Here is a 23,083-nt window from a genome sequence, read left to right as displayed (position 1 = left end):
CGTGAACAGGGGTTCCTGCATCTCATCCATTCCGCGCATCGCATCCGCTGCCAAAGATCATGAACACGATATCCATAACGCCCGTCCCTCAAACCCCGTTTACACGGGACCCAAATTCAACAGCCTGCTAGGGCTGCCGCTGGCCGCCCTGATGCGTCGGAGGAGTCTGGTTCTGTTGCTGCTGTCCGCTGTCTCGGCCGGGTTGCGCCGGGTTCGACGGCTGTCGATTCGAATTCTTGTCCGAGGTCATGAAGTTCTCCTGTGTGAGATTGCGGGTGACCGTGGCTAACCACGGCCATCGTGACTAACTCGCAATCAGCGTTCCCGGTCGCTGCGTCGCCGCGTGAGACCGTTGGGCGCGGCCATGCAGGTGGCTGGCTCTGACGCTTCTGCTGTCGACGCAAGCGACCCGGAGAAGGAATTTTGAAAGTGTATCAATCGCGTTGAGCGTCCAATACCGTTGGCGTGCGTATTGGCGCGATTGAACAGTGATTGTGTGTGGGCAGCGGACGCGCGGCATATGGTGGCCAGGCAATCTGCCTGGCGCAAAGGAATGTAGCGCCCTGCTCAAAGCTGGGCGCATGAGGCGATCCAGATCCCAGCCGCCGCGAGAAAAGCGACGGCTCGCTCGCCCTTTACTGAACCTGGCTGCGCAGCGTCTTCGCGGCGGCAACCATGTTCGTCAGCGCCGGAATCACTTCAGCCCACTGGCGTGTCTTCAGGCCACAGTCCGGGTTCACCCATAGACGCTGCGCCGGAATGCGTTCCGCCGCCTTTAGCATCAATTGCACGATGTGCTGCTGCGTGGGGATGTTCGGCGAGTGAATGTCGTAGACGCCCGGGCCGATTTCGTTCGGGTAGTTGAAGTCGTCGAACGCGGCGAGCAGCTCCATGTCCGAGCGTGAGGTCTCGATCGTGATGACGTCCGCATCCATGCCGGCGATCGACGCGATGATGTCGTTGAACTCGGAATAGCACATATGCGTGTGGATCTGCGTTTCGTCGCGCACGCCGTTCGCGGTGATCCGGAACGACTCGACCGCCCAGCGCAGATACTCACCCCATTGCGCGCGGCGCAGCGGCAAGCCCTCGCGCAGCGCGGCTTCGTCGATCTGCACGACGCGTACGCCGGCCTTTTCCAGGTCGAGCACTTCTTCGCGAATCGCCAGCGCGAGCTGGTAGCACGACACCGAACGCGGCTGGTCGTCGCGCACGAACGACCAGTTCAGGATCGTCACGGGGCCGGTCAGCATGCCCTTCATCGGCTTGTTCGTCAGCGACTGCGCGTAGCTGATCCATTCGACCGTCATCGCCCGCGGACGGCTGATGTCGCCGAACAGGATAGGTGGCTTCACGCAGCGCGAACCGTACGACTGCACCCAGCCGAACTGGCTGAACGCGTAGCCGTCGAGTTGCTCGCCGAAATATTCGACCATGTCGTTGCGTTCGGCTTCGCCATGCACGAGCACGTCGAGACCGAGCGCTTCCTGTTCGCGCACGCTGCGCTCGATTTCCCGCCGCATCGCGTCCCGATAGCCTGCCTGATCGAGCGCGCCGCTCTTGAACTGGCTGCGAGCGTGGCGAATTTCCGCCGTTTGCGGGAACGAGCCGATCGTCGTGGTCGGGTATGCGGGTAGTTCGAGCAGCGCGGCCTGCTTCGCCGCGCGCTCGGCATAGGCGTGCTGGCGATTGCCGAGATTGGCGTCGATGCGCGCGAGCGCGGCCTTCACCGCCGGGTTGTTCACGCGCGGCGACTCACGGCGCGCGGCAACCGCGGCGGCATTGGCGGCGAGTTCATTGGCGACCTTGTCGCGGCCACCGTTCAGTGCGGTGGCGAGCACCTTTAGTTCGTCGAGTTTCTGCAGCGCGAACGCGAGCCAGGAGCGGATTTCCGCATCGAGCTTCTCTTCGCTCGCGAGATCGACCGGCACGTGCAGCAGCGAGCACGACGGCGCGAGCCACAAGCGCTCGCCAAGTTGGCGCGCGAGCGGGGCGAGCCATTCGAGCGCGGCGTTCAGGTCGGTCTTCCAGATGTTGCGGCCATTGATCGCGCCGACCGACAGCACGCTGTGCGCGGGCAGCTTGCGCGCGGCGAGCGCGACTTCGTCGCGTGCGTTGATTGCGTCGATATGCAGACCGTCGACGGGCAAGCCGCACGCAAGTTCGAGGTTCTCTTTTAGCTGGCCGAAGTAGGTAGCGAGCAGCAGCTTGACGCCGCGTTCCTCGAAGCCTTGATACGCGGTGACGAACGCGTCGCGCCATGCCGGATCGAGTTCGGTGACGAGCACCGGCTCGTCGATCTGCACCCACTCGACATCCATCACCTTGAAATAGTCGAGCAGCGCGCGATAGACGGGCATGATGCGAGGCAACAGCGCGAGTTTGTCGGAGTCGTCCTTCGCCTTGCCGAGCCAAAGATACGTGATAGGGCCAATGATCACCGGCTTCGCCTTGACGCCCTGCTCGCGCGCTTCACGCAGCTGTTCGAGGAAGCCGGACGTGTCGAGGTTGAACGTCGTATCGGCTGTGAACTCGGGGACGATGTAGTGGTAGTTGGTATCGAACCACTTCGTCATTTCGCCGGCCGCGACGCCGCCGCAGCAGGCGGCGTGCTTCTCGGCACCCTGCGCCGAACGGCCGCGCGCGACGCGGAAGTAGTTGTCGAGCTTGTCGCCATGAAAGCCCTGCACGCGTGCCGGCAGATTGCCGAGGGTGAAGCTCATGTCCAGCACCTGGTCGTAGAACGCGAAATCGCCGACCGGTGCGAGATCGAGCTCGCTCTGGTCATCCCAGTGACGCGCGCGTAGTTGCGCGCCTAGCGCCTTCAGTTCCTCGCGCGACGATTCGCCCTTCCAGTAGCGTTCGAGGCCGAACTTCAGTTCGCGTTTTGCGCCGATGCGCGGGAAGCCGAGATTATGTGTCGTGACCATGGAGGCTGCCTTCCGATGAAAAAATGCAAGGAACGATGTAAGGATTGGCAGCCATGATAGGGGCTTCGTTCCATGACGAAAAATGGCATTATTTCATTTATCCATTAGTTTTGTTCATCCAAGTGGTCGGGCGCGCGGATCGGGTCGCGGCGTCGGGTCGCGTCTCAACGCGAACCGACGCCATGTTTTTCTGCCATCACGCGTCGACAATCGTTTCGAAACCGCCATAAATGAGCCGCTGGCCGTCAAAAGGCATTGGATCTTTATCGGGTTGCAGCCGCGGGTCGGCCATTACCGCTTTCATTCCTTCGTCTCGCGACTGGCGCGACGGCCAGACAACCCAGGAGAACACCACTGTCTCATCCTCCTTGCGCTTGACCGCCATTGGAAACGACGTCACCTTGCCTTCCGGCACGTCATCTCCCCAGCATTCGACCACCTTCAACGCGCCGTGCTCCTTGAAGACGGCCGCCGCTCTTTCGGCGAACTGTCTGTAAGCTTCGCGGTTGGCTGTAGGCACCGGGACAACAAATCCATCGACGTAAGTCATTCGGAAACTCCTTTTTCCCATGGACTATAGGTGCGGTCGGCAGCGCATCGCAACACGACCGCCCATACGTACGACGAGCGGGGAGTCAAGAAATCGACAATAGTCGGTTCCCTTGCATCGATAGCCTGCTTCGACCCTAAGCGGCGCTTTCAGGGCATGGTTCCTTCTGTACAAGCGATCCCGTTTATCGTTTTGAGGCCGGGACGATCGTATTCTTCGAACGCGATGAATCAGCTTCATGCAGCGAGACTCGCCGATGCGGTATGCGATACACCGATTGCCGAGCGTATCGCACCGACGACATGCGCCGCATCGCGCGCAATGCCGGCGAAGCGGCCCGACTACAAGCCGGCTTGCGGCGTCACGCCGCGTACGTGGGCAGGATAGCCTCGTCCATTGAATACGGGGGCGTCGATCCAACTGAAGTCCGGCGTGAACCCTATGCACCGGATAGTCGACCCGATGCCGCTCGCCGCCAGATCGAGCGACGTCATCGAACTGACTTCGTCGGTCGCGAACGGCAGGAAACAGGTGTCACCGGCGAGCGCGGCCTACGGATTCAGGCTCGTGACGCTGGCAATGCCAACGCCGACCTTCACCACGCACAAACCAATAAATAGGAATATTCATTCCTTCGTGGCCCAATAAGCATTCGGCGGAACGACTGCCGAGGGGGCTCGCCATACATCCAGTGAGACATCCAGGCACGCATCGCCGAAGCGCCGGTCCGCAATTGCCAACCGCCCGCTTCCATCCGCCTGAGACGCTCGCGATTCTTGCCCAAGGTCGGGGATTTACCTATTTCCGTCATTGGCCCGCAGGTGCAACATCGCATTACATTGCATAACATCCATGTATACGAAACAGCCGTCTAAATGCGCATACTAAAATGAAGACGTGATGCTGCTAATCGCACCCGCGCCGCTGCTATGTTGGGCCTGAATAAACGGTAGTGGATTTGCGTTTATCGTCCGTAATGATCGAGAGGCGGATGCACTTTTCACCGGCCCCGTTTCAGAAAAAAAATGACCAAACTAAATCGCAGATCATTTATCCAGACCTCAATTGCATCGGTCGGCGGATTGGTGCTGACTCCCGCGTCCGCTTATGCTGATGCGACGGTGGCACAGAAGCCTCCAGCGCAGAGCGCCGCTGGCCCGGATGACATCGTTGCCCTTGCAGACTATTGTTTGCAGACCACCTATGACAACCTGCCGAGCGCGGTGATTGCCATAACCAAGAATCAGATTCTGGACACAGTGGGCGCGGCGCTAGGGGGCACCAATGAGCCAGGAGCCAAAGAGATACGCGAGTTCACCATCGATATGGCCGGTAAGCGCGAAGCCGCAATCTGGGGTACCAGCATTCAGGTTCCCGCCCAGGATGCTGCTCGCGTCAATGCAATCATGGCCGACGCTCTCGACTATGACGATACCTATGAGCGGTCTTTCATGCACCCCTCGGTCATCACGATTCCGGCCGCCTTAGCCGTGACCGATATGCTCGGCAATGTCAGCGGCAGGGATCTAATTACGGCTACGGCTTTGGGCGTGGACCTTGCCTGTCGATTGGCCAATTCGGCACAGCCTGGCGTCGATGCGTTCATTGTGGGCTGGCACAACACTAGCCTTTATGGATATTTCGCTTCAACTTTTGTCGCAGGTAAGCTGATGGGGTTGACGCGTGATCAGTTGGTATCCGCACTGGGTATTGCATTTCATCAAGCTTCGGGTAATTCCCAAGCACATCTGGACGGTGCATTGACGAAGCGTATGGGCGCTGGCTTCGCTTCCTATGCCGGCGTAATGGCGGCGCGTCTATCTCAGCGGGGCGTCCAAGGAGCCAAAAATATTCTGGAAGGTCGCCGTGGCTTTTATTATCAGTTTCACGGTAACAAGTATTCGCGCGATTTCCTCTTTGAGGGACTAGGAAGTACTTTTGCCGCGACCGAGGTCTCGTTCAAACCATGGCCGTCGTGCCGCGGTAGTCATACGGCGGTGGATGCAGCGCTGACTATGTTTGCAGAGAACAAAATTGAAGCTCCCGATGTGGAAAGCATCACCATCTACAACGGCCCGGGCGAATATCTGCTTCTCGATTTTCCGCTTGGCAAAAAGCAGAACCTAACATCTGTCGTGGACGCGCAATTCAGCAATCCTTGGGTTGTGGCGTGCGCGTTGGTGGACCATAAGGTCGGATTCGAACATTTCACTACGGCAGCGATCCGGCGCCCTGATCTGCTGGCAATGGTCAAACGCATCAACACGATGGAAGACAAAAGCCTGGCACGTCCGGGTGGCGGACCTGGTGCTACACGCCTTGACGTTTTCCTGAAAGATGGCCGGACGTTCACCAAAACGGTGGCATTTGCCAAAGGTGAACCCAAGAATCCAATGTCGCCCATCGAGTTCCGTCAAAAATTTCTCGATTGCACGAAAAAGGCGGGAATGAGTAGTGCGCAAGCCCAAGCGTTGATGGCCGACATTCAACAACTGGAGACCCTGCCAAAGGCCAACACCTTGACCACAGCTATGGCCTTGTAGCCGCGATCCCGCAGGGATATATGGGCGGATTTACTAATCCGCCCATAAGGAATCGCGTCTTCCCTACCGCTGCACCAAGGCGAGCTTGACCCCGACTCCGACGAACGCGGCTGCAAAGCTCCGGCGCATCCACTTGAGAACATCGGGGCGCGAAAGAATGCGGTCACGGACCCTCGCCGCGAAGAGGCCGTATGCCATGAACACGACGAACGTCATCGCCATGAAGACGAGCGATAGTTCCAGCATGCGAAGCGCAGGCTGGTTTTCGCCGCGATCGATGAATTGCGGCAGGAACGCGAAGAAGAAGATCGAGAGTTTAGGGTTGAGAATATTCACGAGGATCGCGTGCAAGATCACATCTCGGTCGGTGCCGGCGGGGCTGTCGGACGTGATCTTCAACGGTCCTTTTTCCCCGAGTGTTTTCCATGCAATGAAAAGCAGGTAGGCGACGCCCGCATATTTGATCGCTGAGAACGCGACAGCGCTCGCATGCAGGAGCGCTGCCAGACCAGTGATCGCCGCCACCATGTGCGGCAGGATGCCGACCGTGCAGCCCAATGCTGCGACGATTGCTGCACGCGCTCCACGAGACAAACCAGCGCCCACTGTGACGAGTGCGCCGGTTCCGGGCGAAGCTACGACGATCAGCGACGTGACCAGAAATTCCATGGTCATGGCCTCTCCATCGTGGATGCGCAAAACCAGAGCACACATGCGACGCGCGTTGGAATATCACGGCGAAAACGGGGGAAAAGGAAAGATAGCAAGATCGTGCCTCACGCCGGGGAAAGAGATTGAGCCTCGATTCTCGGCGTCGGCGGTCCGACGGTCTTGAACAAAATTGCAGGCGTAGGCGGTCAGCCGGCTCCGGTGGCGTACGCACCCGGTGTCATGCCAAAACTACGGACGAACAGCCGCGTCATATGGCTCTGATCGGAGAAACCGCTCTGCGCGGCAGCTTCGGCGAGCCGCGCGCCATGACGGATCAACTGACGGGCGTGATGAATGCGGCGCTGCAGGATGTAGGCGTGGGGCGTGAGGCCGGTCGCTTTCGCGAAAGCGCGCAGGAACTGATAGCGGCTCAGCCCGGCTTCGTCTGCGAGTGCCGTGAGCGTGACCATTCCTGGGGGATCGTCATCGATCAGGGCGCGGGCCGAAGCGATTCCGGCTGGAACGCACCGGTGTGTGGCGGATGCGGGCTGGAGCAAGCTAGCTAGCACAAGCAGCAAGGTCTCGTCTGCCCTGAGTCCGTGCGGGTCTGCAATCTTGCCAGTCATTGCGCGAAATAGCTGGCCGAATTGCGCTGCGAGTCGTCGGTCACTGACTTTTGGTTGGCTGAACTCGCAAGTCGCTCCTTTGCGGCCTTCCGTAATGTCCGTGGCCAGCTCGGCAACGATCGCGGGGTCGAGATACAGCATTCGCCATGAGCGGCCGCCGTCGCCGATCGGTGCCCCGTCATGCACTTCACCAGGGTTGACAGTGATTACGTCACCCGCACTGGCTTCGACAAGACCACGGCCGCTCGTCGATTTCTGTGCGCCGCGCTCGATCAGACCCACACCAAACTGCTCATGGGTGTGGCGGCCAAAGACGAGCGTGGTGTCCGCTTCCACAGCTTCGATACCGCTTCTTTGGCAGATCAACAGCCTAAATTTGGTGCGTTTCATTTCGCTCATGACCTCCGGGTCTCGTCGCACCCACCCACGTTGCCAGTGCGAGTCATGTCATATCATGTATCCAACTGCCTGGATAGGGACCATGTTAATCGCCAGGACCATGTTAATCGCCATCATGGCTCCGGCAATCGGCCACTCGATTCAGCGAAATATCCGGAAACCGTTGGTCATCAGTCGAACGTGATGAAGTCCTTGAAGATCAGTCGTCCCCAGTTATTTCCGCGCGCGTGCACAAGCAGTCCACCCTCCGAAAGCCCGCCAAGTTGGATTGGCGCGAAACCGAGTTTTTCCGCAAGCGCACCAATTTCCGCTGCGGCGCCGTCATCATCACTCGCGAGGAACACGACTCTCCTGCCACCCTGCACGGCCGGGTCCTGGCCGAGGACGGCCGCAGCCAGATGATTGAAGCCTTTCACGAGCCGGGCTCCGGTGAACGCGTTCGCGACGAAAGCTGACGACGGGAGACCGCCGAGTTCCTCGGGCGGGGAGAACGTGTTCATCACGTCGACGATGAGCTTTCCCTTCCAGTTGGGCAGCGCCTTCGCGACCTCCGCGTATGACTCGAAACGAACAGCCAAAAAGATGATGTCCGCCTTGACGGCTTCCGCCAGGGTTTGGGGAATGATCGTATGTCCGATCGCTGCTGCATCGGAAGCAAAGCTTGCCGGGTCGCGCGTGGTTGCAACGGATACTTCGATGCCGTTGCCGGCGAACGCCCTGGCAAGTGCGTGGCCGATCTTGCCGAAGCCAATGATTGCGTAACTCATATGTTTCTCCATCGTTTCCCGGCGGGCTCAGAGCTTGTAGCCGCCGCTCGCTTCAATCGTTTGGCCGGTCACCCAATGGCCTTCATCGGAGGCGAGGAACGCCACGACGGCCGCGATTTCTGAAGGCTCGCCAAAACGGCCCAGCGCGATTTGGGCCTCGACCGCCTTGACGAGTTCGGGATTCGCCCGAAAATCGGCGTTCGCATCCGTTCGCGTGAAGCCCGGCGCTACGGCGTTCGCTGTAATGCCACGCGGCCCGAGCTCGATTGCGAGCGTATGGGTCAGGGTGTTGATCGCGGCTTTCGCCATCGAGTACACGGGCGCAGCCGTCACGGGCTTCGTGGCGGCTGCGGAAGAAATGTTGATGATGCGTCCACCATCGGCGAGTCGATCGAGAGCGGCCTGGATGATGAAGAACGGCGCGCGGGCGTAGACCGCCATCAGGGTGTCCCAACTCTCCGGCGTCGCGTCCTTGAAGCCAACCCAGCCGGAATTGCCAGCGTTGTTGACCAGAATGTCGAGGGCCTTGCTTCCGTTGCGCTTGATGAACTCGTCGTCGAGTCTCTCGAACAAGGCCGGCACGCTCGCCGGATCAACGAGATCCGCATGGATCGCGAACGCGCTGCCTTCCTCTTTCTCGATGGCCGCGATCGCCTCGTCCGCGCTGGATTTGCTGGCGTTGTAGGTTAGCGCGACTGTCGCACCATCCTTTGCAAGACGTTCGGCGATGGCGCGGCCAATGCCTCGTGATGCCCCGGTAACGAGAGCTGTTTTGCCCTTTAGAGGTTGTGTCATCTGATTTTTCGCCTCAGAGTTGTGCCAAGCCGCCGTCAACGGCGACCTCGCTGGCGGTCATGAAGCTGCTGTCCGACGACGCAAGAAAGGCGGCGACCGCCCCGATCTCCACCGGATCGGCCATACGCTGGAGCGGCGTCATCGCTCCGTAGGCCTTCTGGCCCTCTTCGCCTAGCGCCTCCTTCGCTAGTTCGGTCGCCGTCGCCCCGGGCGACAGCACGTTTATCCGGATGCCAGTGCCCTTCAGGTCTTCCGCCCAACTCCGGGCAAGATTGCGCACCGCTGCCTTGCTCGCGCTGTAGGCCGTGAACCCCGGGGCTCCTGTGGTGCCAGCGCTCGATCCGGTCAGGATGATCGAACCGCCTGAGCTCATCAGCGGCAGCGCCTTCTGGACCGTGAAGATCGTCCCCTTCACATTGGTGTCGAAGGTGTCGTCAATGTGCTGGCCGGTGATCTGTCCGAGCGGAAGCGGGCTTCCCGTCCCCGCATTGGCGAAGACGATGTCCAGGGTTCCGCGCTCGGCCTTCACCGCCGCGTAGAGCCGGTCGAGGTCGGCCAGATCGGTGACCGAGCCCTTCACCGCGCGTGCATTGGGCCCGAGGGCGGCCACAGCGGCGTCGAGCGCTTCCTGCCGGCGGCCGAAGACGAAGACGAACGCGCCCTCCTCGATGAAGCGCTGAGCCGCAGCGCGGCCGATACCGGTAGCGCCGCCGGTGATCACGGCGGTCTTTCCATTCAGTCTGTTCATGTCATGCATCCTTCGAAACGAAAGCGACAAGCCGAATTCTGCGGCTCTTGATTCATGAAGCCAATTGACTAAATATGCATATTTCCCATCTAGTTTTTAGATAGCTATGCTCGACAACGTCACGATCAATCAACTTCGGGCCTTCGTCGCCGTGTGTGATCACGGAAGCTTTTCCGGGGCTGCACGGGAGCTGAGGCGTGCACAGTCGGCGATCAGTCACGCGACCAGCGCGCTCGAGAGCGCCTTCGATGTGGTGCTGTTCGAGCGCAACACTCGCAAAGCGACGCTGACGGCTGCTGGCCGCAGCCTCCTGCCCGATGCTCGCGGTGTGATCTCGCGCACAGAGGAAATGAAGATGCGTGCGGTTGCCATTGCTGAAGCTGGGGTCCCACAGGTCTCGGTTGCCGTGGATAGCTACTTTCCACGTGCGCACCTGATCGAATGCCTGCGCACCTTGCAGGCGGACTTTCCAACGGTTGCAATCAATCTGCGCATGACGACCATGCAGGACGGCGAGCGTTTGGTTCGCGAAGGCATGTGCGCGTTGGCGGTGACGATCACGGACGTGCCGGAGCTGAGCCCCGGCACCATAGAAAGGCAGCATCTATGTGACGCGCAAATGGTGACCGTCTGTGGGCCATCCCATCCGCTCGCCTCAATCGCGGGGCCAATCCCGCGGGAGGAATTTGGCCGGCACATCCAGCTCGTCGTAACCGACAATCAGCCCAATGCGGAAAAGACCCAACAGGGGGTCGCCAGTGAACGCCAGTGGCGGGTGAATGACCTCGGCGCGAAGCACGATCTGCTCAGAGGAAGCTTGTGCTGGGGGCACATGCCGCGCCATCTGGTCGAGGAAGACCTCTTGAAGGGGACACTTGTCGAACTCCAACGGCGCGCATGGCACATGCGCCCCCTCACGTTCATGATCTCGCAGCGGCGCGGCTACTCGTTTTCCGAATGCGAGGCACGGCTGGTCGACCTTCTCGGCAATCGTGATCCTTCGCAAACGGTGGGTAGACCGAGGCCAGCGTAACGCGCGGCCGCTGCCGACAGCGACACAAGAAACGGGCGCACAATAATGCGTCGCTTACCTGGCCCCGGAGGAAACAATCATGTCGCTCGATCGCTATACCCTGCTCGGTCGTTCCGGCCTGCGCGTGAGCCCGATGTCGCTCGGCACGATGACGTTCGGCACCGAATGGGGCTGGGGCGCCGACGAAGCAACGGCGCAGCGGCTCTTCGATCTATACGTCGACGCAGGGGGCAACTTCATTGACACGGCTGACCTTTACACGGAAGGCACGAGCGAGCAATGGGTCGGCCGCTTCACAGCGGCGCGCGCGATGCGCGAGCGGCTCGTGATCGCGACGAAGTACTCGTACAACGCGCAGCCCGGCAACCCGAACGCAGGCGGCAACCACCGGAAGAACCTGCTTCGGGCGCTCGAAGGCTCGCTCAGGCGGCTCGGCACAGACTACATCGATCTCTATTACCTGCACACGTGGGACCGCATGACGCCCGCCGACGAAGTGATGCGCGCGATGGACGACGCCGTCAGCGCTGGCAAGATCCGTTACGTCGGCCTCTCTGACGTGCCAGCGTGGTATGCGGGTCGGGCGCAGACGCTCGCGGACTGGCGCGGTTTCGAACCGGTCGCTGCAATGCAGTTGGAATACTCGATGATCGAACGCAACGCGGAACACGAGTTCGCGGACCTCGCTACACACCTCGGCATGGGGCTCGTGGCGTGGAGCCCGCTTGGCATGGGCGTGCTGTCGGGCAAATACCGTCCGTCGCAAGACGCCCAAAACCAGGCCGCTGTAACGGGCAGTGGTCGCCTGCAGACGCTAGGTACCGCGCCGCCGCCCGGATTCGACAAGCTATCTGCGCGCAACTTTTCGATCGTCGCCGAGCTGGAGGCAGTCGCGCACGCTGCGAATCGGCCGATGGCCCAGGTCGCCCTGAACTGGCTGTATCAGAAACGGGGGGTTGCGAGCATCGTCGTCGGCGCGACGAAGGCCGCGCAGCTCGAACAATCGCTCGGTGCACTCGACTTCGTGCTGGCGCCCGAGTTGATTGCCAGGCTCGACGCGGCTTCGGAGCCGCCCCACCCGTTCCCGTACTACATGTTCGCGGATGGTCATCAGGCACGCATTCATGGACAGGTCGATGTGGCCGCACAACCGCCGAATCATGCCGACTTTCAGCGAGTGCCCGCGCCGCAGCCCACCGGGAAGTGAGCAGCACACACTTACCGTCGCAACAACCACAAGAGCACTGACACCACGACCGAAATCACGATGCACGTGACGATCGGGAAATGGAAATTGATACCGCCGCGAACGATATGGATGTCGCCAGGCAGCCGGCCGAACGGGATACGCACGAACCAGCGCCATCCGAGGCCGGCAAGCAGGCACAGCACGCCCAAAAGAATGAGGAAGCGGTTCATGGTGCTCGGTTACTCACGAAAAAACCAATCGTGGCGAGGTCCCCTATCGAGAATGGCTCCAGCTACCGCGTCCACGTCCATTCTTCCCGGGTTGCCTGCTGATAGCCACGCCATCGACGCGCTCGAAGGAATCCGCCGCAGCCATCCCGTGGGCACGCAGCACCTCGGCCAGCGAATCGCGCAAGAGTGCGATCGGCCGCACGAGCCGTCCCGGTAGCGGGTGGTGAACGAGCCAGACCTCGACGCCTGATTCGAAATCCGCGACATCAATCACCTGCAACACGTCGCGAAACGGGCTGCGCGCAAGCACTTCCGGCGAGACGATCCCGATTCCGAGTTGGCGCGCGACAAGCGATAGCTGCAAGTCGGAGCCGAACGCCTCGACGGCGATGTTGAACGGCAACCCCGCCCGCGCGAGCGCGCGCGACAGCGCCGAGCGCATGCCGCAGCCGTCCTGGTTGAGCACCCACGGATGCTGCGCGAGGTATTCCAGCGTGACGGGCGTTTTCGGCAGCCCAAGCGAACGCGCCGCGACGACGGCAGTCGGCATGAAAGCGAGCCGCGTACTGACCAGCGCCTCGGGCAGCGCGATATCACCGGGCATCAACACGACAGCGGCGTCTACCTGCGCCAGTTCGACCGATTGCAGCAGACGCGGTGACCAGCCCGCCGTAACACGCAGTGTCAGCTTGGCGAAGGTGCCGCGCAAGCGGTCGAGCGGCTGTTCGAGCGCGAGGTCGGAGAGGAACGGCGGCACGCCGATGCGCAGTTCGCCTTCCGGCTCGCTGTCTGGGGACGCGACGGCCAGCAGTTCGTCGACGGCGCCGAGCACGTTACGCGCAAGCAGGTAGACCTCACGCCCGGCGGCGGTCGGCTTGAGCGGCTTCTCCTGACGGTCGAGCAGCGCGAGAGCCAGTGTGCTTTCGAGGCTCTGGATGCGGCGCGTCAGGCCGGGCTGGGTTAGATGGAGCCGTTCGGCGGCAGCGACGATCGAGCCACACTCCACGACGGCCACGAACGCCTGTAGATCACGCGTGTTCAAAACAATCTCGCATAATCATTATCAATACATTTCAATTGTCGCATAACGATGCGACTTCTAGCATAGACCATAAGTCCTTCAACCGGAGCGTCGTCATGGACCGCCCCGCAGATCTTTCATCCTGTACCGTCGGCCAGCCGCACGCCGAACGCGCCGACGAGCGCCAGGCCGGCCAGCTCACCACGCCGATGACGGTTTTTTTCGCCACCGCAGTCGGTCTCATCATCATCAACCTGTTCGCCGCGCAGCCGCTCACCGGCCCGATTGCCACCGCGCTGAATCTGCCCCATGCGCTCGGCGGCCTCGTCTCGATGCTGCCGCAGTTCGGCTACGCCACTGGGCTCGTGCTGCTCGTTCCGTTGGTCGATCTGATCGAGAACCGCCGCCTGATCGTGCGGACGCTGTTCTGCTGCGCATTGCTCCTCGCTGTGCCGATGTTCGCGCGTTCGGCGTGGGTGTGCCTTGCCGCGCTATTCCTCGCGGGTGCGACATCGACCGTGATCCAGATGCTCGTGCCGATGGCCGCGTCGATGGCGCCCGAGGCCCAGCGCGGCCGCGCCGTGGGCAACGTGATGAGCGGCTTGATGATCGGTATCCTGGTGTCACGGCCGCTCGCCAGTGTCATCACGGCTTGGGCCGGCTGGCGCGCGTTCTACGGCACGACCGCGCTGATCAATGCGTTGCTCGCGAGTGTGCTCATGCGGCGCCTGCCCTACCGCGCGCCACCGGTAATCACGCGCTACGCTGCCTTGCTGCGATCTCTCTGGACGCTTCTCGCGCGTGAACGCATCCTGCAGCGGCGCGCAATCTCCGCCGCTTTGGCGATGGGGGCATTTAGCGCGTTCTGGGCGTCGGTCGGACTACGGCTCGCGCAGGCACCGTTCGGATTCAGCATGCACGGGATCGCGCTTTTCGCGCTCGCGGGTGCGAGCGGCGCGGTCGTCACGCCGCTCGCCGGCCAGGCGGGCGACCGCGGGCACGGTCGCAGCGCGCTTCTGTTCGCGCACCTGTTGATCATCGCGGCCCTTGTGCTCATCGCCGTGGCGGGATCGGGCGGACTGGGGTTCGCCCCGCAGGCCCACCCCCGGCTCGCGATCGCGGCGCTAGTCATCGGCGGCGCGGCGATCGACACAGGCGTCGTCATCGATCAGACGCTTGGCCGCCGCGCCGTCAATCTCATGAATGCCGCGGCGCGCGGGCGGCTGAACGGGCTGTTCGTCGGTGCGTTCATGGTCGGCGGCGCGCTGGGAGCGGCGCTCTCGGGAGCCGGATGGGCTGTCGCGGGGTGGCGCGGTGTCTGTGGCGTGGGCGTTGCATTCGCGGGTGCAGCCTTTGCCTATGGTGTCGCGGGCCGCTCCAACCGGGTGGGAACCTGAGGCCTGCAACGCGGTTGAGCGCGCGTGGCCGGGTGCGAACGATGCGTTCAAGGCACCGCGAAATCGCGCGCCCCCGCAGGTTTGACAGCCAGCACGCAAAAGGCCTTATCTGTTTCGACAAGGCTCGCTTCGATGAAGCCAGCAGTTGTTAGTCATTCGATCAATCCACTCGGCTGCTGACCCGAATAGGTGGTGAACCCGAGTGCGACCTTGCTCCCGACTTTCATGACACGCCGTATCTCAGCCAGGCCAGTTTCGGAGTCCGGCCAAAGTTGCATGGAGTTGATTGCCAGCACCTTATCGAAGGCGTTGTCTTCGAATGGCAAGCGCTCCACTGAGGCGATTCGTAGGCCGACCTGCCCGCGAGCGATCGCCATGGCATTGCGCGCTGTGGCTTGCTCCAACATTTCCTGTGATGGGTCGATACCGTCGACATGCCCGAAGGGTGCCGCTGCTGCGAGAAGCTGAATAGCCGCGCCGGGGCCAAACCCGACTTCAAGCATGCGGTCGTTTTCCCGAATCTTGAGAAGGCCGATCGCCCAAGCCGCGCACGGTTGGTTCATCTTTGCCATAACCATGCCACCGAGCTGGCCGAGGATGCCTTCAGGTCGACCAAACGTGGGCAATGCTCGCGGGACCAATCGGTTGAGCGAAAAAGGCATTGGAGAGAAACTGCTGATCACCGGCTCAGTTGGCCATCTTCGGACGTTCGCAGACATGCTCAGGCAGGCAGTCGGAGGCCGGCTCCCCCCAATCTGTCGTTGCTATGCCACCAGCCGACGCGGCTGAGACAGTTCTACGTGCGCGCCCCACTTTGCGGCAGCGCCTAGGGCGCTAGTTGCCAGCGCAGGATCGGGTGGGTCGCGCCCGTCGGTATAACCCACGTCCCGGTCTCACTGAAATCCCACGAGGCGTCAAAACTGGCCGGATTGCTCATCTGTGCGGTCGTGAGCCCGTTGGACGCGGGTAGCTGCGCGCCGTACCCGCTGCTCTTCGTTCGCGTTGTCGTCTCCTTGTCCCAGTACACGTTGGACGCGAGCGGCATTCCAGCCGGTAAGCCCTGGTAGGCGACGATGCCGCCATAAGTGCCATAATCCGGGCCTTGGAAACTTGATCCTGAGACTTCGCCCGACGCAAACGACTGCTCGATGAGGCCGGTATTCGAAAGAGCCAGTCCGCCAGCGCTGAATGGGCCGTACACTTGCCCCGTGGCATACGACTGCGAAATCGTTCCGCCGTTAGCGCCGACCAGACCGCCACCGGAGCCATGATAGCCGCCGCTCACCGGCCCTGTCGCATAAGATTGCACGATGGTACCGCCGTTGCCACCGACGAGGCCGCCGAGCAAACCGGCTGACCCGACCAACGCGCTGCTCCACGAGCGCTCGATCAGGCCGTCGTTGCGTCCAACGAGGCCGCCGAGGACAGCGCCTTCGAACGCGCCGGAACCGCGGCTGCCGGTAGTGTAGGCGTAGGCAATCAAGCCCTGATTCTCGCCGGCCAGAATGCCGAGCGGGAGCCCGCTCGGAAAATACATATTGGTCACGACGCGGGCGTTGGTCATCCCGACATTGCGCACGACGCCGGTCGGCCCGATCACGCCGAACAGTCCCATCGCCGGCTGCTCGGTCGAGCTCTGATCAAACTGGGTGAACCTGTCGATCACATGGCTCATCCCGTCGAAATGGCCGGAGAACGGCGTGGTCGCATTGCCGAGCGAAGAGAAAGCGAATGACGTATCGGTCGCACTAGCGTCGAGGTCTTTGCCGAGTGCATATGCGCCGCCGAGATCGAGCGCGATGTTCTGTAAATCGCCAACCGAATTGACCAGCTTGTAGCCGGTCACCTGGGCGATGAGTCCGCTATACGGAGCTGCTGTCCAGGCGCTGTTCGCGACGATCGTGCCGGGACTGTAGCTGCCGTTCATGTCGTAGAGCGCGCTGACGATGCCGGTACTTTTCGACCAGTCGATGGTCCCGTCGCTGGTCACGCTGCCGCCGTTGTCGATGCCTGATGCGTCGGCGCGTAAGGTCAGGTTGCCTGTGCCGTCGTTCGCGATGGTCGTACCCGGCGTCACTGAGACGTGGCGGTACGCCGCGAGCGTGAGCGAAGCCGGACCTGACCAGCGCAGGCTCGACGTGACACCCAGGTCGCCCGTCGCGCCGTTGGCGCCCGTCGTGGTGACATTGACCGAGGTGCCATCGTTCAGGCTGCGGCGCAACGCGTGCGCGGCGGCATCATCGATCGTGAAAGCGGGCGTCAGGAGATTCCATTGCCCTGCATCGACCACTGTGTGCCTGCCGAACGTCAGTTGTGCCGCCTGGGTATCGACCGTTCCGCCTCGGCCGTCCGCGTTGCTTGCGGCGATCTTGCCGAGCTGCTCGACGCGGCCGGTATCGGCGACCAGCCATACATGGCCGTCGCGGCTTGCCGTGCCCGTCGCACGGATGCGCGTGCCGCCACCTGCAAGCGCATATACGTTGCCATCGGCGGCCTGCAGGTTGACCTGCGCGGCGTTGATGAGCCCCTTGTTGACCACGGTGCCCTGACTGCCCGTCTGCACGAACACCTGCCGGCTGCCCGCTGAGTCCTGCAACAGCACCTGTCCGCCTGCCGCCAGTTCCGCCGTGCCGTTGGGCGCTGCCACGGTGCCGGCGTTGATGACTGCGTGTCGCGCAATCAGGAACACATCGCCGCCGCTCGAACTGATGCTGCCCAGGATGACCACGCTTGCATCGGAGCCGCCCGAGAGCGTAAGCGCGCTGCTGCCGCTCATGAATGCACTATTGCAGACATCGAGGGTGGACGCGACGAAGCGGCCACCGGTGCTGACCACACCCGACGGACCCACGACGATGCCCTGCGGATTGATCACATAGAGGCTTCCCGTTGCGCTGAGCCTGCCAAGAATGGCCGAGGGCGAGCCACCCCTTACCCGGTTCAGGGTCGCGCCCGTGCCGTTGTCGAACGTCACGCTGTTGTGCCTGCCGATCGAGAAACTGCTCCAGTCGATCACGCCGCGCGTCGAACCCGGTTGCGTGATCAAAAGAGCGTTGCCCTGGTTAGCTATCGTGCCCGTACCGGCAGTATATGTGCCGCCTTGCGGAAGGCGGCCCGCCGCGAACGCAACGGGTGTCATGGACAGTCCAGTCAGCGAAATGCCGACGGCAAGCCAGATGCGGCCGCGCCAGTGCTGTCGACGCAGTGCGCGTCGCGAGGGCCAGGGTAGTTTCGAATGCGACATACAGCCCCCTTTCCGCTGCGTGCGGAATGGCTGCCGACGACCCGCAGAGTCGACCGGAAATGCATGAGTCGCTGTCTGAAGAATAGCAGTCGGCGTTGCGGATGCATGCCGATATCTCAACGTTTTGCGCCGTCCTGTGCGGACTAACTACGAAACCGTTCAGCGCGAAACGGACGCGCATCCGCACAGGTCGGTGTCCCGGTCATCATCTCCGCCAGCAGTCGACCGGTGACGGGCCCCAGGGTCAAGCCATGGTGGTTGTGACCGAATGCAAACCACAACCCGCGATGACGCGGCGCGCGCCCAATGACTGGCCGCATGTCGGGTGTGCAAGGACGCAGGCCGAGCCACGGACTCGCGTCGAGTCGCTCACCCAGACCGAAGCTCGGCCTGGCGGTGCGCTCCGCGCGTTCAAGCTGGATGCCCGTCGGCCTGGCGTCGCGTCGCGCGATCTCGACCCCCGTGGTAAGCCGCAAGCGCCCTTCCATCGGCGCTACCACGTAGCCCTGCTCCGCGTCGACGAACGGCATCGAAAGCATCTGGCCGGTAGGACGGTAGTGCATGTGATAACCGCGCTTCGCGCGCAAAGGAATGCGGTAACCAAGCGGCGCGAAAACGCGGTCAGACCATGGACCGAGCGCCACCACGACTTCTTTTGCGCTGATCCGGCCTGACGATGTCTGAACCGTCCACGCAGCGTCCGCTTGCGCCGTCAGCGTGGTGGCGTCGCCGGTCAACACCGTTCCGCCGCCTGCTTCGAAAAGACCCGCATAACCTTTGGTCAGTGCCCCGGGATTGACGATGCTCTTCGGGTCCTGCCAATGCAACGCGCCACAAAAGCCGTCGGCGAGGCCCGGCTCGCGCGCGGCCAGCGCCGCCGAATCCAGCACCGCGACCCGCAAGCCATAGGTCCTGGCGGTCATTGCGGCGGCGGCCGCCTGCCGCGAAAATTCCGCCGGGGTGCGATAGGCGTCGATCCAGCCGCTGTCGCGAATGAGATGGCCGAGTTGCGCGCGCTCGATGAGCCGATCATGTTCCGCAAAGCTTTGCTGGATCAACGGCAACATGTCGCGCGCGGCGGCCATCAATCGCTCGGGCGACGATTCCCACCAGAAGCGCGCCAGCCAGCTCGCAAAGTGCGGCAACGCCCGATAGTCCCAGTACAGGTCGGTCGAACGATTCTTCGCATAGCGCAGCAACGTGCCGAAATCGCGCGGAAAGCCGTACGGAACGACCGACGAGCTTTCAATCAGACCCGCGTTGCCGAAGCTGGTCTCTTCGCCCGGAGCGCGCCGGTCTACCAGTGCCACCCGGCGGCCGCGATCCTGCAACTGCAGCGCGGACGATACGCCGACAATCCCGGCGCCCAGCACGATCACATCGAAATCCATAAGCTCGCTTCGCTTTTTCTGTCAGGACTGGACGCCGGGCTGCCGCATTTTGCGCAGCAAGCCGGTGCGAAACCTCTGGCGCCGGCTCGTGGACCCGTTACTTCGCGATGATGTCGTTGTTGAAGTACTTCTGCGAAAGACTGCTCAGCGTGCCGTCTTTCTTCAGCGCGTCGAGTGCGGCATTGACTTTCGCGACCAGCGCCTTGTCGGCCTTGCGCAAGCCCCAGCCGGTGCCTTCGCCGAGCGTTGCCGGATCGCTGAGCGGCTTGCCGACGATCGCATACTCGTGGCCCGCGGGCTTGCCGAGGAAACCGTCCTGCGCAGTTTGCGCCTCCTGAACGGCAGCGTCGAGGCGCCCGCCGAGCAGGTCGGCGTAGACCTGATCCTGGTCCTGGTACGAGACCACCGTTACGCCGCCATTCGCCCAGTGAGCTTTGAGGAAATCCTCCTGCGACGAACCCTGCAGTACGCCCACCCGTTTGCCCTGCAGACTTTTCACGTCGGGCAACAGGCCGGAGCCTCGTCGGGCCACCATCACGATCGGCACGATATAGATCGGCTTCGTGAATTCAATCGATTGCTTGCGCTTGTCCGTGATGTTCATCGCGGAATTGATCACGTCGAATTTGCGGGCTTCCAACGCGGGAATCAGTCCATCGAACGCATTCTCGACCCATACGCACTTCACACCCAGCTTCGTACAGACCGCATTGCCGACGTCGACGTCGAAGCCCTGCAATTGCCCGCTCGGCGACTTGCTTTCGAACGGCGGGTAGGCTGCCTCGATGCCAAAGCGCAAGGTGTCCTGAGCCTGCACGCCGACGGTCCCAAGCGAGCCCACCAACGCAGCGGCGACGATAAGTGAAAGTTGAAGCTTCCGAAACATAAGAGGTCCCCTGGTGTTTGGGCGACGACGATTGAGGGCATGCGCGACGGTTGACCGACCCGCTCCGAGACATCGCATGAGGCAGCTGACGCGCCGGCCTCACACCTGCTCCGGATTGACAGTCTATTCTGGACAGATATAAAAGCAATTTTCAAAAATAAATGTCCAGACTGGAATGTTTGACTTAGAATCGCCTCACCGCCGGAGCACCGGCATCGTTGTGGAGCGCAGTTCAATGATCCAGTCAGAAAACGCAACGCCCCTGATCGTCGACCAGCAAACCGTTCGCGAGGCGCTACCCCACCTCGACGTGCGCAGCGTGCTGGCGCAGATGTTTCGCGCGCTCGGAAGCCACCTGGCAGTGCAACCTCCGCAGACGCTGACTCTTTTCCCGCAGAACGCTGGCGACTTCATCACCTATCTTGGCGTGATGGCGGACGCGAAGGTGTTCGGCGCGAAGCTGTCGCCGTACATCGTCACGCAGGCGAAGCCGATCATTACCGCGTGGACGGCATTGATGTCGATGGAAACGGGGCAACCGCTGATGTGGTGCGATTCAGGTTTGCTGACGATCGAGCGCACCGCCGGAGCGACCGCACTCGCGGTACAGCAACTCGCCGCCGATCATGCGCGCCAGCTCTCTATTGTCGGCGCAGGGGCGGTCGGACGGGCTCATGTGCGCCATCTGGCGTCGACACGGCCGTGGCAATCGATCCGGGTGTTTTCGCCCGGGCTTGCGAACGACACCGAAAAACGTGCGCAGCTCGCGGCGCTCGATGAAAGAGTCTCCATCTGTGCAAGGATCGAAGACTGTGTCGCCGACGCCGACGTCGTCGCGCTGTGTACCTCGTCCGGCACCCCGGTGCTGCACGAAAATATGCTCGGAAGGCCAGCGCTCATCACGTCTATCAGCACCAACGTGGCGAACGCTCATGAGATTCCGCCCGCATGGCTTGCCGACATGGACGTCTATTGCGACTACCGCCGCACCACCCCAGCCAGCGCGGGCGAGATGAAGCTGGCTTCGCAACATCATGGCTGGCGTCCCGAAGCCGTGCTGGGCGATCTCGCCGAACTCATGTGTGGCGAAGCGACCAAACCGTCCTATCGAAAGCATGCGTTCTTCCGCTCGATCGGGCTGGGTCTTGAAGACGTCGCGATTGCCTATGAACTGTTCAAATATCTGACTGCTCGAGCGGGCATGTAAGTAATCGCCACGATCTTGCCGACGCGCCAGATCGCGCCATGCCGCCGGAACAATGGCAAAGGCCGTTCGCCGACATGCGGGTCGTCGTGCCATCGAGCAGAAGTACCGCATCGCTCGTGGCAAAATGCCGAACATTTTCGGACCTTCCATACCGACGCCCACCCAAGTGGACTTTCAGAAAGCTGCAAGCATCTATCCCTATGCGAAAGCCCAAGACAACGGCCGCACGTCGGCTACTTCTGGATCGCTACAGCCGTGTCGCCGATGGCATTGCGCTGTTGTTTTTCCCGTACGTCGAAATCGTCATTCATGACCTGCAAAGTCAAACGATCGCCTACATCGCCAATAATCTGTCGAAACGCGAACTCGGCGACGACTCCGCGTTGGAAGAGATCGACCATTCCGCGGAGTCCGGTACGGTCGGGCCGTATGAAAAAATCAATTGGGATGGGAGGCGGATGCGGTGCGTCAGCACGGTGTTGTTCGACGATGCCGGTAGCGCTATCGGCGTGATGTGCGTGAACTACAACATCGCCGTCTTCGAAGACATCAAACATGTGATCGATCGTGTGATCTCCGGCGCCGGCGTCGTGAAGCAGCCCGAAGAGCTGTTCAAGGACGACTGGCAGGAACGCATCAACACGTTCCTTCACACATGGCTCCAGGAACGTCAGTTGGCCCTGAATTCGCTGACTCGCGACCATCGTCGCGAGATCGTCGAAGCGCTGTGGGCCGAAGGGGCGTTCAAGGGGAAGAGCGCTGCCAACTACGTCGCGAATGTGTTGGGGATGGGACGTGCCACCGTCTATCAGCACATTAGAGATTTGCGAGGCACGGCGACCTGATACGGGAGAAACAACACCGACATGCAGACGATGGCAAGCGCTATGCCCGGTTGCGACAGCGCGTGCCTCACTCTGCTCGTCTGAATTTTCGTCGATAGACTCCTGTGCCGGTGCCTAGTTGCGTGCGCCGTGACCGCCGCTGTGGCCCCCGCCCTGCTCGAACTGAGTACTGCGACCGTGGAACCCATGGTGAAAGCCGTCGCCATGGTCAAAGTCGTGGAAGCGGCGGAAATCGCCGCCAAGGAATACACATGGCTGGCCGCGAGACGGGCACCCGGCATAGAACTCACACGGATAAGCCGGATACGCCGCGCACGTGTTGTAATAACCTGGCTCCGCAGCGCAATCTATCGCGCCAAGCAGCAGCACGGCAAACAGAACCTTCCCCTTCATGATGCAAACCTGCCATACCCCGTTCTTTCAGTATTCACCGCCACTATTCACAGCCCTCGGCATGATGGCGCGTCACCCGATGGCATGTTTTGCGTAACAGGTGGCGAGTTTTGCGTGTCGGGTGCCGCTGTCATGGTCTTTGATCGCCTATCCGCTGCGGCTGCATCGACGCAATGACTGAAGTTTAGACCATTCGATCCAGTGGATAACCAGACCTGTGAGCAAAGCTCAGTCCGGA

The 23,083-nt window shown here is 61.7% G+C and carries 20 protein-coding genes and 2 pseudogenes; 8 read left to right on the top strand and 14 right to left on the bottom strand.

The genetic code is table 11. The features are described from left to right. A partial coding sequence (locus AB3X86_RS33435) for a hypothetical protein (protein WP_368599261.1) occupies positions 1–289 on the top strand: 289 nt, incomplete at its 5' end. A gap of 346 nt (positions 290–635) precedes the next feature. Here the strand turns inward: AB3X86_RS33435 and metE are convergent. The 3 genes and pseudogenes from metE to AB3X86_RS33420 form a co-directional block, all read right to left on the bottom strand. Then, positions 636–2,930 (bottom strand): 5-methyltetrahydropteroyltriglutamate--homocysteine S-methyltransferase, encoded by a 2,295-nt coding sequence (gene metE / locus AB3X86_RS33430; RefSeq protein WP_368599260.1) that lies wholly within the window; start codon positions 2,928–2,930, stop codon positions 636–638. A 196-nt stretch (positions 2,931–3,126) separates the two neighbouring features. Beyond that, positions 3,127–3,480 carry a DUF1428 domain-containing protein gene (locus AB3X86_RS33425; protein ID WP_368599259.1) on the bottom strand — a complete coding sequence of 118 codons (354 nt, stop codon included), beginning with the start codon at positions 3,478–3,480 and terminating at the stop codon, positions 3,127–3,129. Positions 3,481–3,716: 236 nt separating this feature from the next. Continuing rightward, positions 3,717–3,971 (bottom strand): annotated as a pseudogene (locus AB3X86_RS33420) (FAD-dependent oxidoreductase); the annotation flags it as partial. Positions 3,972–4,505: 534 nt separating this feature from the next. Between AB3X86_RS33420 and AB3X86_RS33415 the strand changes: the two are divergent. Then, positions 4,506–6,023, top strand: coding sequence for an MmgE/PrpD family protein (locus tag AB3X86_RS33415; protein ID WP_368599258.1), 1,518 nt, complete (start codon positions 4,506–4,508; stop codon positions 6,021–6,023). Between the two features lie 63 nt (positions 6,024–6,086). Here the strand turns inward: AB3X86_RS33415 and AB3X86_RS33410 are convergent, their stop codons facing one another. The 5 genes from AB3X86_RS33410 to AB3X86_RS33390 all read right to left on the bottom strand — a co-directional run bounded on the left by AB3X86_RS33410 (position 6,087) and on the right by AB3X86_RS33390 (position 10,009). Next, positions 6,087–6,698, bottom strand: a complete 612-nt coding sequence (locus AB3X86_RS33410; RefSeq protein ID WP_368599257.1) for a LysE family translocator — start codon at positions 6,696–6,698, stop codon at positions 6,087–6,089. Between the two features lie 182 nt (positions 6,699–6,880). Beyond that, positions 6,881–7,690 carry an AraC family transcriptional regulator gene (locus AB3X86_RS33405; RefSeq protein ID WP_368599265.1) on the bottom strand — a complete coding sequence of 270 codons (810 nt, stop codon included), beginning with the start codon at positions 7,688–7,690 and terminating at the stop codon, positions 6,881–6,883. Positions 7,691–7,869: 179 nt separating this feature from the next. After that, a complete protein-coding gene (locus AB3X86_RS33400; protein WP_368599256.1) occupies positions 7,870–8,466 on the bottom strand; it encodes an NADPH-dependent F420 reductase in 597 nt (198 codons plus the stop codon). Between the two features lie 27 nt (positions 8,467–8,493). Continuing rightward, positions 8,494–9,261 (bottom strand): SDR family NAD(P)-dependent oxidoreductase, encoded by a 768-nt coding sequence (locus AB3X86_RS33395; protein WP_368599264.1) that lies wholly within the window; start codon positions 9,259–9,261, stop codon positions 8,494–8,496. A 13-nt stretch (positions 9,262–9,274) separates the two neighbouring features. Further along, entirely contained in the window at positions 9,275–10,009 is a 735-nt protein-coding gene (locus tag AB3X86_RS33390) for an SDR family NAD(P)-dependent oxidoreductase (RefSeq protein WP_368599255.1), read from the bottom strand. Positions 10,010–10,115: 106 nt separating this feature from the next. On the opposite strand from AB3X86_RS33390, the gene AB3X86_RS33385 reads away from it, so the two are divergent. Beyond that, entirely contained in the window at positions 10,116–11,042 is a 927-nt protein-coding gene (locus AB3X86_RS33385) for a LysR family transcriptional regulator (RefSeq protein ID WP_368599254.1), read from the top strand. Positions 11,043–11,121: 79 nt separating this feature from the next. Then, positions 11,122–12,249, top strand: a complete 1,128-nt coding sequence (locus tag AB3X86_RS33380) for an aldo/keto reductase (RefSeq protein WP_176111716.1) — start codon at positions 11,122–11,124, stop codon at positions 12,247–12,249. A gap of 11 nt (positions 12,250–12,260) precedes the next feature. Here AB3X86_RS33380 and AB3X86_RS33375 read toward each other — a convergent pair whose 3' ends face one another. Together AB3X86_RS33375 and AB3X86_RS33370 are read right to left on the bottom strand one after the other, a co-directional pair. Continuing rightward, positions 12,261–12,461, bottom strand: a complete 201-nt coding sequence (locus AB3X86_RS33375; protein ID WP_176122749.1) for a DUF2905 domain-containing protein — start codon at positions 12,459–12,461, stop codon at positions 12,261–12,263. Positions 12,462–12,618: 157 nt separating this feature from the next. Continuing rightward, a pseudogene (locus AB3X86_RS33370) lies at positions 12,619–13,503 on the bottom strand (LysR family transcriptional regulator); the annotation flags it as partial. 35 nt (positions 13,504–13,538) lie between these two features. On the opposite strand from AB3X86_RS33370, the gene AB3X86_RS33365 reads away from it, so the two are divergent. Continuing rightward, positions 13,539–14,879 carry an MFS transporter gene (locus AB3X86_RS33365; protein ID WP_368599253.1) on the top strand — a complete coding sequence of 447 codons (1,341 nt, stop codon included), beginning with the start codon at positions 13,539–13,541 and terminating at the stop codon, positions 14,877–14,879. 152 nt (positions 14,880–15,031) lie between these two features. Here AB3X86_RS33365 and AB3X86_RS33360 read toward each other — a convergent pair whose 3' ends face one another. From AB3X86_RS33360 to AB3X86_RS33345, 4 genes are all read right to left on the bottom strand, one after another. After that, positions 15,032–15,541: a class I SAM-dependent methyltransferase gene (locus AB3X86_RS33360; RefSeq protein ID WP_368599252.1), complete on the bottom strand. Its 510-nt coding sequence runs from the start codon at positions 15,539–15,541 to the stop codon at positions 15,032–15,034. A 164-nt stretch (positions 15,542–15,705) separates the two neighbouring features. After that, the gene (locus tag AB3X86_RS33355) at positions 15,706–18,018 is read right to left on the bottom strand and encodes a filamentous hemagglutinin N-terminal domain-containing protein (RefSeq protein WP_368599251.1); all 2,313 of its coding nucleotides are present in this window, start codon (positions 18,016–18,018) and stop codon (positions 15,706–15,708) included. Between the two features lie 248 nt (positions 18,019–18,266). Beyond that, a complete protein-coding gene (locus AB3X86_RS33350) occupies positions 18,267–19,514 on the bottom strand; it encodes an NAD(P)/FAD-dependent oxidoreductase (protein ID WP_368599250.1) in 1,248 nt (415 codons plus the stop codon). Positions 19,515–19,611: 97 nt separating this feature from the next. After that, a complete protein-coding gene (locus AB3X86_RS33345) occupies positions 19,612–20,400 on the bottom strand; it encodes an ABC transporter substrate-binding protein (protein WP_368599249.1) in 789 nt (262 codons plus the stop codon). Positions 20,401–20,635: 235 nt separating this feature from the next. Here AB3X86_RS33345 and AB3X86_RS33340 point away from each other — a divergent pair, with 235 nt between their 5' ends. The 3 genes from AB3X86_RS33340 (at position 20,636) to AB3X86_RS33330 (ending at position 23,022) form a co-directional block, all read left to right on the top strand. Beyond that, positions 20,636–21,607: an ornithine cyclodeaminase family protein gene (locus AB3X86_RS33340; RefSeq protein ID WP_368599248.1), complete on the top strand. Its 972-nt coding sequence runs from the start codon at positions 20,636–20,638 to the stop codon at positions 21,605–21,607. Positions 21,608–21,807: 200 nt separating this feature from the next. Further along, on the top strand, positions 21,808–22,452 hold the full coding sequence (locus AB3X86_RS33335; protein ID WP_368599263.1) for a transcriptional regulator: 645 nt from the start codon (positions 21,808–21,810) through the stop codon (positions 22,450–22,452). A 186-nt stretch (positions 22,453–22,638) separates the two neighbouring features. Next, complete coding sequence (locus tag AB3X86_RS33330) at positions 22,639–23,022, top strand: hypothetical protein (protein ID WP_368599247.1); 384 nt, start codon at positions 22,639–22,641, stop codon at positions 23,020–23,022. Positions 23,023–23,083 lie beyond the last annotated feature (61 nt).

It is taken from the genome of Paraburkholderia sp. BR14374 (assembly GCF_040948685.1).
Taxonomy (GTDB): Bacteria; Pseudomonadota; Gammaproteobacteria; order Burkholderiales; family Burkholderiaceae; genus Paraburkholderia; species Paraburkholderia youngii.
Note: the sequence above shows the minus strand (reverse complement) of the source record. Positions and strands in the feature narration are given on the sequence as shown.